Origin of the sequence: Oribacterium sp. NK2B42, from assembly GCF_000424445.1 — a bacterium.
Taxonomy (GTDB): domain Bacteria; phylum Bacillota; class Clostridia; order Lachnospirales; family Lachnospiraceae; genus Oribacterium.
Genome location: NZ_AUJX01000003.1, coordinates 183,133 through 197,336, shown reverse-complemented (window position 1 = coordinate 197,336; position 14,204 = coordinate 183,133). Strand labels below are relative to the sequence as shown.

At 42.7% G+C, this 14,204-nt stretch carries 12 protein-coding genes; 1 reads left to right on the top strand and 11 read right to left on the bottom strand.

The window, feature by feature from the left end:
* Window positions 1-188: 188 nt before the first annotated feature.
* The 8 genes from G625_RS0101100 to G625_RS17815 form a co-directional block, all read right to left on the bottom strand.
* Window positions 189-1,133, bottom strand: a complete 945-nt coding sequence (locus G625_RS0101100; protein WP_029199634.1) for an SGNH/GDSL hydrolase family protein — start codon at window positions 1,131-1,133, stop codon at window positions 189-191.
* A 182-nt stretch (window positions 1,134-1,315) separates the two neighbouring features.
* Entirely contained in the window at window positions 1,316-1,918 is a 603-nt protein-coding gene (locus G625_RS0101095) for a 5' nucleotidase, NT5C type (protein WP_029199633.1), read from the bottom strand.
* A 106-nt stretch (window positions 1,919-2,024) separates the two neighbouring features.
* Complete coding sequence (locus G625_RS0101090; RefSeq protein WP_029199632.1) at window positions 2,025-3,560, bottom strand: amino acid adenylation domain-containing protein; 1,536 nt, start codon at window positions 3,558-3,560, stop codon at window positions 2,025-2,027.
* A 13-nt stretch (window positions 3,561-3,573) separates the two neighbouring features.
* Window positions 3,574-4,086, bottom strand: coding sequence for a hypothetical protein (locus tag G625_RS0101085; protein ID WP_029199631.1), 513 nt, complete (start codon window positions 4,084-4,086; stop codon window positions 3,574-3,576).
* A 360-nt stretch (window positions 4,087-4,446) separates the two neighbouring features.
* Window positions 4,447-5,514 (bottom strand): SGNH/GDSL hydrolase family protein, encoded by a 1,068-nt coding sequence (locus G625_RS0101080; RefSeq protein ID WP_029199630.1) that lies wholly within the window; start codon window positions 5,512-5,514, stop codon window positions 4,447-4,449.
* Between the two features lie 148 nt (window positions 5,515-5,662).
* The gene (locus tag G625_RS0101075) at window positions 5,663-7,174 is read right to left on the bottom strand and encodes an MBOAT family O-acyltransferase (RefSeq protein WP_029199629.1); all 1,512 of its coding nucleotides are present in this window, start codon (window positions 7,172-7,174) and stop codon (window positions 5,663-5,665) included.
* Between the two features lie 6 nt (window positions 7,175-7,180).
* Window positions 7,181-7,408, bottom strand: coding sequence for a hypothetical protein (locus G625_RS0101070; protein ID WP_029199628.1), 228 nt, complete (start codon window positions 7,406-7,408; stop codon window positions 7,181-7,183).
* Between the two features lie 20 nt (window positions 7,409-7,428).
* Window positions 7,429-8,301, bottom strand: coding sequence for a transglutaminase domain-containing protein (locus G625_RS17815; protein ID WP_049895540.1), 873 nt, complete (start codon window positions 8,299-8,301; stop codon window positions 7,429-7,431).
* A 273-nt stretch (window positions 8,302-8,574) separates the two neighbouring features.
* On the opposite strand from G625_RS17815, the gene G625_RS0101060 reads away from it, so the two are divergent.
* The gene (locus G625_RS0101060) at window positions 8,575-9,495 is read left to right on the top strand and encodes a YdcF family protein (RefSeq protein WP_029199627.1); all 921 of its coding nucleotides are present in this window, start codon (window positions 8,575-8,577) and stop codon (window positions 9,493-9,495) included.
* A gap of 61 nt (window positions 9,496-9,556) precedes the next feature.
* Here the strand turns inward: G625_RS0101060 and G625_RS0101055 are convergent, their stop codons facing one another.
* From G625_RS0101055 to G625_RS0101045, 3 genes are all read right to left on the bottom strand, one after another.
* On the bottom strand, window positions 9,557-10,945 hold the full coding sequence (locus tag G625_RS0101055; protein ID WP_029199626.1) for an HAD family hydrolase: 1,389 nt from the start codon (window positions 10,943-10,945) through the stop codon (window positions 9,557-9,559).
* Window positions 10,946-11,115: 170 nt separating this feature from the next.
* Window positions 11,116-11,904 (bottom strand): Uma2 family endonuclease, encoded by a 789-nt coding sequence (locus G625_RS0101050; RefSeq protein WP_029199625.1) that lies wholly within the window; start codon window positions 11,902-11,904, stop codon window positions 11,116-11,118.
* 309 nt (window positions 11,905-12,213) lie between these two features.
* Window positions 12,214-14,193: a hypothetical protein gene (locus G625_RS0101045; protein ID WP_156884986.1), complete on the bottom strand. Its 1,980-nt coding sequence runs from the start codon at window positions 14,191-14,193 to the stop codon at window positions 12,214-12,216.
* Window positions 14,194-14,204 lie beyond the last annotated feature (11 nt).

Genomic DNA, 14,204 nt, shown 5'->3' with positions numbered 1-14,204 from the left:
CCCGTCCCCTGGTCCACTGACTGCACTGTTACTATTATCAAGTGATTTACAAAAATAACTTATCGACTGTTCTATCGACTCAAAAATAATAAACATAATCTTGCCGGATTAATGCATATAAAATGTTTGCCATGTTCTTTATGAAGATTTCATTTTATATAGCTGCTTCACACAAAAAGGCGGCTCCCTCAGGGAGTCGCCTGCACATCATCAAGGTGAGCCTCCGCATATTCTTCGAAGGCAGCCTGCCAAAGCTTGTAAGCAGCGTTTGTCTGGTGAATGCCCCTGTCGCTGCAATACTGTTTTGCGAGACAACCGTCACTGTCATAGAGCCTTGATGCTACATCCAGATATCCCCAGCCGTTTTCTGCTGCCAATGCTTCCATCTTTGCATTAAATGCACGGATAGTGTCATTGTTAAATTCCTCTTTAGCATAAACATATATAGGTGTTGTACTTACAATAGTGATCTTTATACCGGGTATCTCCTGCTGTATCTTTGCAATATACTGAAGATATTTTGCCACAGTGTTGTCTACACCTCCCCAAAGGTCATTCAGTCCAAAGAAAGTATAAATGTGTTTTGCTCCCATAAGCTTCAGGGAATCCCAGGCGTACATCTGCTGTCCCTGATATATGGGATGTTTGGATTTGCCGGAAATCGCCATAAAGGCGTTATGAACCGAGTAACTTACTCTCGTGAGGAACTTGAGATTCTGAAATATGGGTAATGCAGTATTTCTTAAAGCATAACGGGAAAAGTCCTCTGCTACAGAATCTCCTATAACAACAGAATCCTTATAAAATTCTCCTATTTTTTGAGCGTGAAGAGCTTCTTCCTGAAGCCTTTCCTGTTCCGCAAGCCACGCTCTGTTCTGCTGCTCCAAAAGCAGTTCTTCTTCAGATTTTGTATCTTCTTCTGTTCCTGTCGGACCATTACCTGTTTGCGGTATAACAGTTGATCCCGAGTTTTCGGAAACTGTATTCTGTAATATATCGTTAGCAGCCGGAACTGTCGGATATGTTCCCCGAGTCAATTCATATCCCGTATAAGTATCTGCATATGAAGAAAATATCGGTGTAAAGGATAATGCGGTAACTAACAATGCTGTAATGATGTTTATTTTTTTCATAACTCTCTCCCACAAATGTTTACTATCACAGCGTTTAATATATTTCTGACACATTTGAACTCTATTGATTGAGCTCTATCACAGCGTTTAATATATTTCTGACACATTTAAACTCTATTGATTGGACTTTATCACAGCTTTTTAGCAGAGTAATATGTACTGATTACAAATTATTCTTTGTACTATATAGCATTAACCTGTTTTCGGATATACTCCCAGTCCGGACAGCGGGTATAGTTTTTGTTTGGAAAGTCACATTCCCGGTTCCATGGGCGGTCGAAAACCATGATCTTAAGGTCCGGCATGTGATCAAAAAATCTGAAGGCCATCGGAGAATCTTCTATTGCCATATCGAATTTCATTTTGTAGTAATCTTCCAGTTCCAGATTAAAATCACTGTTCCTGATAAAAGAGTCTCTTCCGTATTTGTTGAGGGTAAAGAGTTTTGCACGGTCAAGACCGTGATCATCCAGCCATTTTCGTGAATCCTTATAGGAACTTGCCGGACGACCTGTAATGATAGAAACCTCATGACCCTGATCTATCCACTCATTAAGGACTTTTGAAGCTCCCGGTGTCTCTTCGTAGGATAAAAGAATTTCCGGAAGATGCCCCTCGATCATCATTTTTTCGTATTCCTCATCCGTAAGATCAAAGGAAGCCTTAAGGTTAAAGAATCGTACTTCCTCATAGGGAACCTTCTTTCCGAAAAGTCTTTCCGCTATTACGGTAAATGCTCTGGCAGTCTCACAGAGACAATCATCAAAGTCTACATATATTTTCATAACTATCCTCTATTCAAACAATTATATTGGAATCATAGTTTAGATACAGTCGTTTGTATAGGTTTTATTCAAATATTATTGCGCTGATTTCAGTACGGAAGTAGTCTTAAATCACCATCCCCTCAAGCTTCTTTCTGTCTATCTTTCCGTTTGCATTGTGAGGGAGTTCCTCTAAGTGAAGCACTCTGTTCGGCAGCATATATTTAGGGATTTTCGTTTCCAGGGCGCGTAGCATATCACGTTTCGAAATCTCTTCTCCAGAGTACACCAGAACTATCATCTTTCGTCCCATGTCATAGACGCAGGCACAGGTTTCGACGCCCTGCACTGCACCGGCTGCAGTTTCTATTTCACCAAGCTCAATCCTGTATCCGAGATGCTTGATCTGAAAATCCTTCCGGCTAAGGTATTCCAGTTCTCCACGGGAGTTATAGCGGACTATGTCGCCTGTTCTGTAGATGATCTCCTGCCAGCCTTTCTGAAGTGGGTTCTGAACAAACCTTTCCGCAGTTTTCTCCGGGCTGTTCATATAGCCAAGTGCCAATGTACATCCCCTGGCGCAGAGCTCTCCCTGAGGACTTTCGGTTCCGTCCTCTCTAGGTTCCACCAGTCTTCCCTCTTCATCGAGAACCAGTATATCTGCATAACTTACCGGAAAACCTATGGGAAGGGATTCATCATCCTTAAACTCGCGGTCCAGATTATAGTAGGTGCAGACATAAGTTTCTGTAGGTCCGTACATGTTGGCATACAAAGCCTCAGGCAAATGTTTCCGCCAGTAATTAAGCTGCTTAACCGGCATGACTTCACCGGCAAAAAAGATGTATTTCAGATACTTCGGTATCTCTGCCTTAAATGCATCGAGATTTGCTGCCATACAGAGTGCAAAAGGAACCCAGAAAATGGCTGTCACCTTATATTCATTCAGGAACTGAACAAGCTTCACCGGGAAAGCAAAGTATTCCGACGGCACGATCACCATGCTGCAGCCGAATTTCAATACACTGTAGATGTCATGGTCTGATACATCAAAATAGAAAGGTACCTGGTTGCCAAGCACCTCTTCAGATGTAAAGTGATATTCCCTTTCCAGCCATTCCATGTTGTTTATCATGACTCTGTGAGGGACTACAACTCCCTTTGGAACTCCGGTGGATCCGCTGGTGAAAAGTACGTAAAGAGGGTCAGAGTCCACACTTCTCTTTCTGATTGAGTTCAGGACGGAAGCATTAACCTGATACTGTACAGCCTCCTCATAGACAGCAATTTCAGTGTCGCCATCAAGTCCGGCCATAAGTTCTTTTACTTTTTCACGCTTTGACTCCCGGGTCAGAACAACCGCGGGGTTAAGCACCGAAAAAATGGTACGTATCCTTTCCTCAGGCATGGTCACATCTATGGGACAGTAAAAGCCTCCGGCATAGACTGTTCCCAAAAATCCAAGAATCATATCCACTGATTTTTCCATGAATACGGCAACAGGTTTTCCTTTTACAGATTTACGGGCGAGAAAGCTACCAAGCCTCCTCGCCCTGTCACCTAAATCTCCAAAGGTTATGTTGCCGTTTTTATCCATGTAAGCAGTTTTACCCGGAAATGTCTTTTCAGAGGCTTCCAGATACTCCAGTACATTTTTGATCATTTTTTCCTCCGGATCACTGTTTGTAAATGTATTCGATTTCTTCTACGGAACCTGCCGCATCTGTGTAGAAGGTGAGTTCGGAATGACCTTTATCATATCGGTAAATTCCGTACTTTCCGTCGCTTGTGCCGTAGATTCTGGTTACGTCAGAGGCTTTTGAGCCGACACTTATACCCTCCGGGGTTGCTACATTTGCCCCGGTGATGACAAGGGCTGAAATGCATTCCTTTCCGTCTTTTGGAAAAGTGGAAACTTCAAAATCCTTGTAGGTATAAACCTTGTCCTTTCCCTGATATGCACAGCTGTCCGTCTCGAAAACCGCCTTCGTGGTATGCCCGAGAGCTGCAATAACAGTTGCTGCCTCGTCTCCCATTTTTATCTCTGTGAGACCACTCTTAAAGGTATAGGATTCCTCCTTCTGAGTCTGATTTGCAAAAGGTAAATTGAAGGCCAATGCTGTCACCGGTGCCATGGTCATAGTTAATGCAGTTAAAAGTGAAGCTGTTAATATCTTTGCTTTCTTCATAGTCCTTTCCTTTCAGTTTATTAGTGACAGTTTAATCGGTGAACCACCAACCCCGTCCCCCTGGTCCACTGACTGAACTGTTACGTTTATTACTTTGATTTTCCTGTTTTTGAAGCCAGGTGATATCTTAATAAAGCGCTTGGGCTTATTCTACCGTAGTTATATCGGCAGAAACTATTATGATATTAGCTTGAAAATTGGTTGTTAAAGTGGTTTTTTGCATGCACATGGCCTAATGTCGTTCTTCTGCGTTTCGTCATTTTCAAAAACAGAGCAGTTTAGACACGTAGATTACCTTCTATCATGATTCTGCGTGTCATATACCAACCCCAACCTATTTAACGACTAACACCACTATTATTAAGTATCCTCTCCGGCGAACTTTGCAAGGTATCCCTTTTCGGCGAATTCTTTTGTCTGAGCAGCTTTATCTGCTTCGTAACGCTTCTCCTTATCGCTCCAGAGTACGGCGAGTTCGGGATCCTTTCTGTGGTCCTTTAGACCGGCTTCAAGAAGCCTTGGACCGAGATAAGAGGAAACCTTTTCTGCGCCGTAAACATTCATATGAAGACCGCCGTCATAGGTGTCGGTATCGAAATCAATGCCAATCTTTTCGATATCTTCCAAAGCATTGATGTAGGGGATACCGTAGGTTCCGGCATAGTCCGCTATCTGTATGTTCCATTCCTCATGCCATACGGGATAAAGAGAAGGTGCCTTGAAAAGCATTAGCTTTATGCCTTTTTTATCACAGAGCTCACGGATCTTATCGAGGTATTCATAGCCCTTTGCTTCAAATTCCGGATTACGGACACGGCGCTCCTCAGGAAATTCTCCTGCAGGTCTCACATCGGCTCTCAGATAGTAGCCGTTGTGGGTGGTGGGATTACCGTGAAAGAAGTACCTGAGGTCATCCTGTGAAAGGTCACTCCACCTGGAATGGAATCTGAGAAGCGGGAAAACATATTCTATAAGGTGTTCCTCCGGCATCATGGTATTTTGTATCGCCATAAGCTTTGCACCGGACCATCGCATACCGTCCAGGGTCATCCTGTTGTAGGTTTCACTCACCTGCTCGATCTGCTGCATGGCAGAAATGCTGAGGAGAACTGCCTTTGGAGTCTCGTACCTGAGTGTATCTTCCAAAAGGTAATATGACTGAGGTATAAGCTGCTGTGCGCTTCCGCGAATCCAGGAGGTGATACCGTATTCCTTCCAAAGTGCAACGGGGGAAATGTTTTCGTAGGCTTCACAGTCACCAAGTATCAGGAGGTCGTGGGAAGATTTGTCTGCATAGTACTCTCCTATGAAGGCACCTTCCGTAACCTGCCCCATATATTTGGGTACCAGAAGTCGTGTTAATGCTGTAAGGCTCCCAACAATGATAAGAGCTGCTGTAAAGATTCGGATATGTTTTCTGGAGTCCAAATTATAGTTCCCCCTTTATAAAAGCATGTATTGCTCTTTAATTATGATATTAAGATTTAAATTCAACATACTGCTTGGTAGCCTTTTGGAGTCTGATGTTGTTAGAATCAACGGGGCTGAAAAAAAGTTCAGCCGGTTTCGGTTTGAATTAAAACTGATTGTATATAAACTGGCTGGCATCATAGCCCTGTCCGTAGATTCCGAATATCAGGACACAAAGGAACAGTCCATAGACGAGAATGAAACGTATACATGCCGGACGCTTCGAAAGCCATTCTCTCATGGGAGTTTTCAAGCTGACAAAACCGGTCCGGATCATCAGAGCTACTGACAGGACAAGGATGGTGAAATCCTGTACTGTGATTCCCAGGTTAAACAGGGTTCCGCCCATCAGCTGCCTCGGATCAAATTCTGTGAACATGCTGACAAATAGCCGGAATACCGATGAAAACGGATAGTATTCAAACATTTCCAGCATACAGAAAATAAGAAAAGTTCTCACCACTTCAAAACAGCTGTAAGCATTGGACTCTGTCCAGGTATGGGTTTTACGGAATTTTTTCGACCAGGAAGAAAGCTCCTGAGAAATAAGAAGGGCAATACAGTTTGCCATGCCCCAGCATACAAAATTCCAGGAAGCTCCGTGCCAGATGCCGGTTACAAACCAGGTGACAATACTTGCTATATAGAGAGGCACTCTTCGGCCCATATTTTTCCCGAAATGCTTCCTTGCTTTTTGAGAAAGCATCCCCACAGTTTTACTCATGGAAATGGGGAAGAAAATATATTCACGTAACCAGCGCATGAGTGACATGTGCCATCTTCGCCAGAACTCAGCGAGGTTTTTTGAGAAAAACGGATGATCAAAGTTTTCCGGAAGTGCGATTCCGAAAAGCTCTGCCGCACCAAGCACTATGTCGATTCCTCCGGTAAAATCCGAGTACATCCAGATGGTGTAGGAAAACATGCCTATCCAAACCCAGATTCCTCCGAAGCCTTCAGATGCCTGTGCTATGGTGATGGCAAGTGGAGCGATACGGTCAGCCACCACAAGCTTTTTGAAATAGCCCCACAGCATTCTGAGAAGTCCGCTTCGTATTCTTCCGCCGTCATAGTCATAGCCTTTGAAAAGCTGATCTTTAAGTTCGTCATATCGGCTGATGGGACCCTGAACCATTTGAGGGAAGAATGTCACAAACAGCGCATAGTGTCCGAGTTTCTTTTCGGGTTCTGTCTTCCCCAAATATACATCGATAAAATACCCTACAGACTGAAAAGTATAGTAGGAAATCCCAAGTGGCAAAAGCCAGTCTACGTATGGGAAACTATAGCCCTGTGGTTCCAGAAGTGTATTGATGTTTTGAAGGAAAAAGTTTGTGTATTTCAGTACGGCGAGAATGCCTATATTAAGCAAAAGACCAAGGATAAATAAAGACTTTCGTTTCTTTTCTCCCTTTGGAATCCTGTTCATAGAAAGTGCCAGTCCCCAGGTGGACAGGACTGTAAATAAGACAAAAACAAGTCCGCAGGGACCTCCGCAGGCATAGAAAAGAAGTCCCGCCGTAAACATTAAAACCCACTGGAATCTTTTCGGAATAAGATAATAAAGTATGACCAGAACTGCCAGAAACAGCAGAAACTGATAGGAAACAAGAAGCATGTCAGATTACTCTCCCCGTGATTTTTGAATCAGTTCATAAATCTTTTTGGCTGAGCTGAAGTTCTCCGGGAGGATATCTTCGGGGGCAATGCTTACACCCATCCTCTGGTTGATGTCCGTCACCAGCATTACCATCTCAAAGGAGGTCAGGACGCCATCCTCCACAAGGGTGTCACAGGTTTCATAGTCTATGTCTGGGTCAATGTCTTTAAGGATTTCGATAAGTTCTTCCATGGTTGTTCTCCGGTTTGTGATCAATATAAAGGTGTTGGCGGATAGAGACTCTGGTCAAATGCAAAGCATCCTCTGTGGGCTGCTGAATATGAAAGCATCTGAGCATCTGTCAGAAGACAGAAGGTTCCGCCTGCGGCTCTTGGTGTAGTATCAAAGTGGTACCATTGTCCGTCACATTTTGTCAGATTCCAGAAGTGATCATTGTCGGTACAGCGGATGACTTCAATGCTTGGAAATCCTGCTCTCGTGAGCAGTGCCTGTGTTACCGCAAAATAAGTGTAGCAGTCACCGCGATGCCTTCTCAGACCTTCATAGGCCTCAGTTACCCAGTCTCTGGTTGCAGAGTGTCCGCCGTAGGTAAAATTACTGCGCACCCAGTAGTAGATATTGGTTAGCTTCTGACGATCAGTCATACCGTCATAGACAAGCCCGGAAAGAACGTCATCACACATTGCATCTACAATTTTTTCAAGGTCGCTCTTCTGGTCTTCAGGGGGGATGACTACAGGACTCTTGTAGTGATTTTCAACTTTTGCTGCACCGGAATCATCAAAATCATAAGTAAAGCCATCTATGACTGACTGACAGTTCCGATACATGTTTCCATTTACCGGATCAAGATAATACATAACTCCGTTTTCTGTGTACCAGCCAGTATCCATGTAGCCCGCAGGTCCGAAATGATACCAGTAACCATTGATAAATTCCCACTTATTCACAGGATAATATGAATTGTAATACTGGTACCACCAGCCGATTGAATCCTGTTGCCATTTTCCTGTGGTTATTCCGTGACCTATAACTCCTGCAAAGGTAGTGCTCACACTGCCAAAGGCCAATGCTCCTGTCAGAAGTATCGCCGCTGCGGTTTTCCGTTTTTTGTTTCCCCTCATGATGTAAAGTCTTCCCCTTTTCAAAATACTCTGTATGATAGATTGGTTTTTGTTTGTGGTGAATATGCACAATCATCATTAATAAAAGCTTAGCACTTTATTTTATATTGTACAAGAAATGATATGTGTCTTTATGATGATTGAGAGTTTGATATAATTGTTTAGAACGTCATAAGGGATTTTTAGAATGTTCTGCTCCGGGTTACGGTAACTGATCGTCAGTCATGAAGCTTATGATGTTTGTATAGATTTCATCAAGGAAAAATATAACCTATGTCACTAAAAACAAACCTATACTCCTATATCAATATCCTTATTATAGGTGCAGCTGCTTTTTTGATAACTTTACTGGCAGACATGGTTCTTAACCTTCCGGTAAGTACACTCACCATAGTATTTTTACTTTTGTTATTATATGTATGTGTGAATAACGGCGTACTCATGTCAAAAGAAGGTTTCCGTCCTATACCATCTCTGATATATGTAATCACAGCAATGTACATCATGGATTCATATTTTTTATGGTTTGGAACAGAAATACTTCCTGCCGCAATATTACCTTTTTATCGGGTTATAAGGCCATTCATCAGGTATATGGAATGTACAGTGATAGCCATATGGATAATGGGATATGCAGTATTAAAGATAAAACCGGTCTATGACAAAGATTATGTCATCATACTTGGATGCTCCATCAGTAAAAACGGACTGCTGCGACCACTTATAAAGAAAAGAGTCAATCGTGCCATACATTTTGTGTGGGAGCAGGAAATAGAAAATGAGAAAACCGCCTATTATGTTCCTTCCGGCGGAAAAGGTGATGATGAGCCTTTGAGTGAAGGCTCTGCCATGGAACTGTATCTCCTTAGCCACGGTGCTGAGGATTTCGAGGTTTTTCCGGAAAAGAAATCGAGAAATACCGAAGAAAACCTGAAGTTTTCGAAGAAGATAATCAAAGATCTAAAACCTGATGCCAAAATCGCAGTTGTAACCTCCGATTTCCATGTATTAAGATCCGGAATGCTTGCCAAAAAAGAAGGCATGGAAGTTCAGGTTATAGGAAGTGAATCAAAATGGTATTTTTGGCCCGGCGCTTTCTTCCGTGAGACCATCGCTATACTCTATATGTACAGGAAGGTTCACATTGCCGCATTGCTGATATGCCTGGTTCTGGGATTCTGTATAAATCACTAAAGAAAAACGGGAGAAATTCAGTGTGAATTTCTCCCGTAAATTTTTGTGGACTATTTTGCTGTTATGCTGCCTTCTGAGTTTCAGCGGTAGTTTCGGCTGAAGTCGCTGCAGTCTCTGTTACTGAGGCATTGACTTCAGGCTCATGATACTGCACATCGGCTCTTGTGATGCCTTCAGGATAGATATTAACGAAATCATTCCTCATGGAAATAGGAATATAACCCTGCTTCTCATAATCTGCTGATTTCTCATCCCATTTCTGGGTTCCCCATTCTCTCACGTCATCATCAGCAACAACCATATAAGCCTGTGCCGGATAAGGATTTCTCTCATCCAGTGCGTAATTCATCATACTGGTATCACTTCCGCTGTTTCCGAAAGCAAGTACCGGATACTGTCCGATTTCTCTCTCAATCCAGATGGTTTTGTTGGCATTGAGGTTCTTCTGGATGAAGCCGCCCGTCAATACAAGTTCATCACCGTTCTTGTACTTGAAATCCATGTTGGAAGGAACTTCTTCATTGCCCTTAACCTTAACTTCAAATTCTGTACCAATGACATGGCTTGGAGATACATACTCACTTATAGGTGAGTTGGCAACGATTGCTCTTGTGGTTGTGCGCTCTGTTCCGCTGACAACATAAATGGTGTAGTCATTATCATAGAGATACTTAACAACTTCTACCATAGGCAGATAGAAACCGTCCAGATATCTCATGTTGTTAAAGCTTGGTGTTTTCTTCTGTCCGAACTCTACAGCATAGTCATAGAGCTCCTTGACAGTCATGCCGGCATAGGCCTTGGCAAATTTTCTGGCAAGTGCCTCTCCTGCTGTATAACCCGGCTTCAGTTCCAATGCTGCCTGCTTCAGATCATCACTAACCTTCTCAGGATGATCCTCGAGACAATAGCTTATGAACATACAGGTATCATAGTAGGTGAAGAAGGTCTCGCAGGTAAGTGTTCCGTCCATATCAAATACTGCGATACGATCCTTAACTGGGATATAACTCTTGCTGTTTTCATCTACGGATGCGGATACAAATTCTACAAGAGACTGCATAGCCTTGGATGAAGGATCCCATTCAGGAAGTGTGGTGGTCTTCTCGGCTTTCTTTTCTGTGAAATCAATAATTTTATTCTCTTCTGAAGCAGATTCAGCTTCTGTTGTTTCTTCAGCAGCTTTTGTTTCTTCTACAGTTATTGCTGCTGCAGTGGTTGTTTCTTCGGCTTTAGTTGTTTCTTCAGTTTTGGTAGTTTCAGCCTTGGTGGTTTCCTCTGCTGTTGTAGTTGCTTCTGTAGTTTCTTCCTCAGAAGATTCTACTGATTCAGCCGCCGTGGTTTCTTCTACCGCAGCTGCTGTAGTTGATGCAGGAATAGATGTGGAATTACATGCAGTGATGCTTAAAGGCAATGCCAGTGCTAGCATCAGTGAAATCAGTTTTTTCATATTGTCTCAACCTCCAAATTTTGACTTTGTTCCTAAATAATTATAAATACAGGGAACGTTTTTGTCAGCATACATTGTATGACAATTTTATTCGACAAAAATTGGACATTATATAAACATTTTTTACATTTTTTACATTTTTTACATTTACTGATTTGTAGGTCTTTTTATCACGCTCTCACTTTTGAAAAATCGATGCTACACTTTCCTCCTGATATTCCTACCGGTATTTCAGCATCAAATGCATATTGCTTCGGGGCATAGTCTTCATCGGAAAACTGATGAACATAAACTATTCTATGCTTGGGGTCTACGATCCAGTACTCTTTCACTCCCGCATTATGGTATTTGTAGAGCTTTAGCAACATGTCTTTACTTCTGGATGAAGGGGATAATATTTCGATAACAAGTTCAGGTGCACCCTCGTATCGGATGCCATTCTCGTCATATTCTCCGCAGATAACCAGAAGATCCGGCTGAACCATGGTGTAATTATCTTTATCCAATCTTACATCACAAGGGGAAAGATATACTTCACAAGGCATATTGTGCTTTGCTGCACATTCTCTGAATAAGATGTGTAGATCTCCAAGTATTCTCTGATGTGTCAGGGACGGAGCGCCCATATCATAAATAACTCCATCTATAAGTTCTACTCTTCTGTCATCAGGTATTGCATAGTAATCATCAATGGTGTATTTCTTTTTCCCTCCATCAGCAGAATATGCAACAGCAGTTTCAGACACACCGCCTTTTCCTGATGTGGTTGATTTCGTATAGTCAACGGATCCTTCATCAAGAACCTTTGAAAGTGCATCTATGGTGAATTTTCTTGGTGCGGTAGTTTCTCCGCTCATAATCTTCTGAACAGTACCCAAAGGTACACCGGACAGTTTTGATAACATCTCATTGGTATAACCCTTTTCGGTCTTTTTCTGTTTCATTTCTTCAATAGTCATAAAATCCTCTTTCGTATTCAAGGTGGGAAATACACATGTTTGCCTTAGGTATTAGTGAAAACCGTACCTTATTTATGAATGTGTATTATATTAAGTTTGATTCTGAAATACAGATGTTAATCGGAGTGGCTTTCATGTATAGATTATAACATTTCTGCAATATAAATACAACCGTAAAAGGATACAAAATAGATATAAATGCCCATAAAATATCCAAATGGAAATGCTCTTATAAAAACAGGGACAGTTCTCGAAAGAACTGTCCCTGTAGCAGTCAAAAAATCAGTCATTTGAAATTTGATTTATATATTAAGAGCAGATCTCATTGATCCAATCAATCATGGTTCCGGTTGATGTACCCTCGTTGTTGCCATGCTGCATATCCCAAACCAGATGATAATCTACGGTTGCGCCTCTAAGCTGTGCTGCCAGGAGGATATTATAGCCTATCGAGAAGGAAGTATGCTGGTCTGCGGTTCCGCTTCGGTCTCTCCAGTAGTGAGCAAAGTTAGCGGCATTATGACCATTGTTTGCCAGAAGGATTTCTGTTGCATTAAGGAGATTTGTCTGCTCCTCTATGAGAGCGGATTTTTCACTGTTCAGAACCTCATCAATGTAATCATCAACAGCTTCCTTGTCAAAACCCTTAAGAGAAGAAAGCTCCTCATAATTATCTGAAAGGATTTGAGCTACGCTCTTGGAGAAATGAACTACCTGATCTGTATCTGTACCGAAGGCATCACCTTCCGCTGACTTATCCATGTTATCAAATCCCGGAATTGCCTTGTTGCGTTTATTAACAAGACCAGTACCTATCATAAATCCATCGAGATCTGTAACCTGCCATGTTTCATCATCATTCTTCACAAGCCAGTCTGAATAGTTTTTGTAGGCTTCATCAGGATTAATGTCTCCGTTTGTGACTGCAGCATTTAAAGCATCGGAAATATTCTGAAGTATAGCGTCATAGTAGCTTCCTTCACGAAGACCTGTCAGGGTTAAGGCATTACCCTCTGAATCCCTGAGGTTAAGGCCGTTAATGTATTCAACAAAGGCCGAAGCCTCCAGCTCCTGAAGCCGCTTCTCGAAATCAGTGATGGAGCCGTTATATACACCACCCTTATCTGCAAGGTTAACCCACCACCAGGCATAAGCGATATCGGCATTTTCAAGGTCTGCAATCGGACAGTAAAGCTGAGCGGCATAAACGCTGTCATCGAAGACACTGTAGTAGTTTCCGTCAGCATTCTTTGTGACTCCCAGAACTCCTGCCTCATACATGTACGGATAGTAAACCGCCATATTTCCGGAAGCACCAAGTATTGAACTCATCTGTCCGCCGCCTGAAGTACCGGTGGAGATGATCTTTGTCATATTTCCCGGGATGACGTCGGTGTTTGCCCTAAGCTCGATGAGACCGGACTTAAGGTCCACCATCTGTGTAGGCGATTTTCCGGTAATGTTTCCGTTCTCATCCACCGCATCCCTGCTGCGTCCTCCTGCGGAAACATAGATCATGCCCTCTTCAAGAAACGACGTATCGGCTGCCTTTGGAGAGCTTGAGCGCCAGCCGCCCATTTCATTCAGATATACAACTGGAGCTGTGTCAGCTGTATAGTTTCCTATCTTCGCCTCATGATTAATGCCTGTAACATTACCATCACTATCTGTTTCCATATAGTCTTTGGGAACATAGATTGCCATGGTCTGGTACTCAGTGTTAGTGATGTTTGAGTTAATGTAAACGCCCTGATATACATTGCCCCGGTTCATCATTGCCATCATGCCGCCGGGCATACCACCCTGCACGCCGCCGCCCTGATTCTGACCGCCACCGCCTTGTCTTTGTCCGGCATCGTCACCTTTTTTATCTCCTCCTGCGAGGTCGATAGACTCCTGATTATTGGCGCCAACATTTATTGCTTTCTGTACTGCTTCGATGGGTTCACCCTTTTCATCGAGGGCTGCAAGGATATAGTAATTTTCATCCTCACTGAGAATCCACTTGTAGACGCCTGCTTCGATACCGGCTGAGTAGTCGAGATATAAAGCCGGATCTATGTTGCTGTTTTCAATGGATGAAACATACTGTGAAGCGTCTGTTATTAAGATGTCGGATTCCTTTTCCTGAGTGTTTTCTGTATTATCGGTGGTGTTGGTATCTTCCAGTGCCATCTCAGGCCGGGTTATTGCTTCTGTGGAAGTTGATTCAGGGACAGATGTTGAATTACATCCTGTTGCTATGACACAGGCGGTCATACTAAGTGCTAATAAACTCTTTGATTTCATAAGGCTCCTTT

Coding starts and splice junctions, on each gene's coding strand:
- G625_RS0101085 (WP_029199631.1), bottom strand. CDS start 4,086: ATGAAGAAAGCAAAGATATTAACAGCTTCACTTTTAACTGCATTAACT.
- G625_RS17815 (WP_049895540.1), bottom strand. CDS start 8,301: ATGAGGGGAAACAAAAAACGGAAAACCGCAGCGGCGATACTTCTGACA.
- G625_RS0101055 (WP_029199626.1), bottom strand. CDS start 10,945: ATGAAAAAACTGATTTCACTGATGCTAGCACTGGCATTGCCTTTAAGC.
- G625_RS0101075 (WP_029199629.1), bottom strand. CDS start 7,174: ATGCTTCTTGTTTCCTATCAGTTTCTGCTGTTTCTGGCAGTTCTGGTC.
- G625_RS0101100 (WP_029199634.1), bottom strand. CDS start 1,133: ATGAAAAAAATAAACATCATTACAGCATTGTTAGTTACCGCATTATCC.
- G625_RS0101060 (WP_029199627.1), top strand. CDS start 8,575: ATGTCACTAAAAACAAACCTATACTCCTATATCAATATCCTTATTATA.
- G625_RS0101095 (WP_029199633.1), bottom strand. CDS start 1,918: ATGAAAATATATGTAGACTTTGATGATTGTCTCTGTGAGACTGCCAGA.
- G625_RS0101050 (WP_029199625.1), bottom strand. CDS start 11,904: ATGACTATTGAAGAAATGAAACAGAAAAAGACCGAAAAGGGTTATACC.
- G625_RS0101045 (WP_156884986.1), bottom strand. CDS start 14,193: ATGAAATCAAAGAGTTTATTAGCACTTAGTATGACCGCCTGTGTCATA.
- G625_RS0101090 (WP_029199632.1), bottom strand. CDS start 3,560: ATGATCAAAAATGTACTGGAGTATCTGGAAGCCTCTGAAAAGACATTT.
- G625_RS0101070 (WP_029199628.1), bottom strand. CDS start 7,408: ATGGAAGAACTTATCGAAATCCTTAAAGACATTGACCCAGACATAGAC.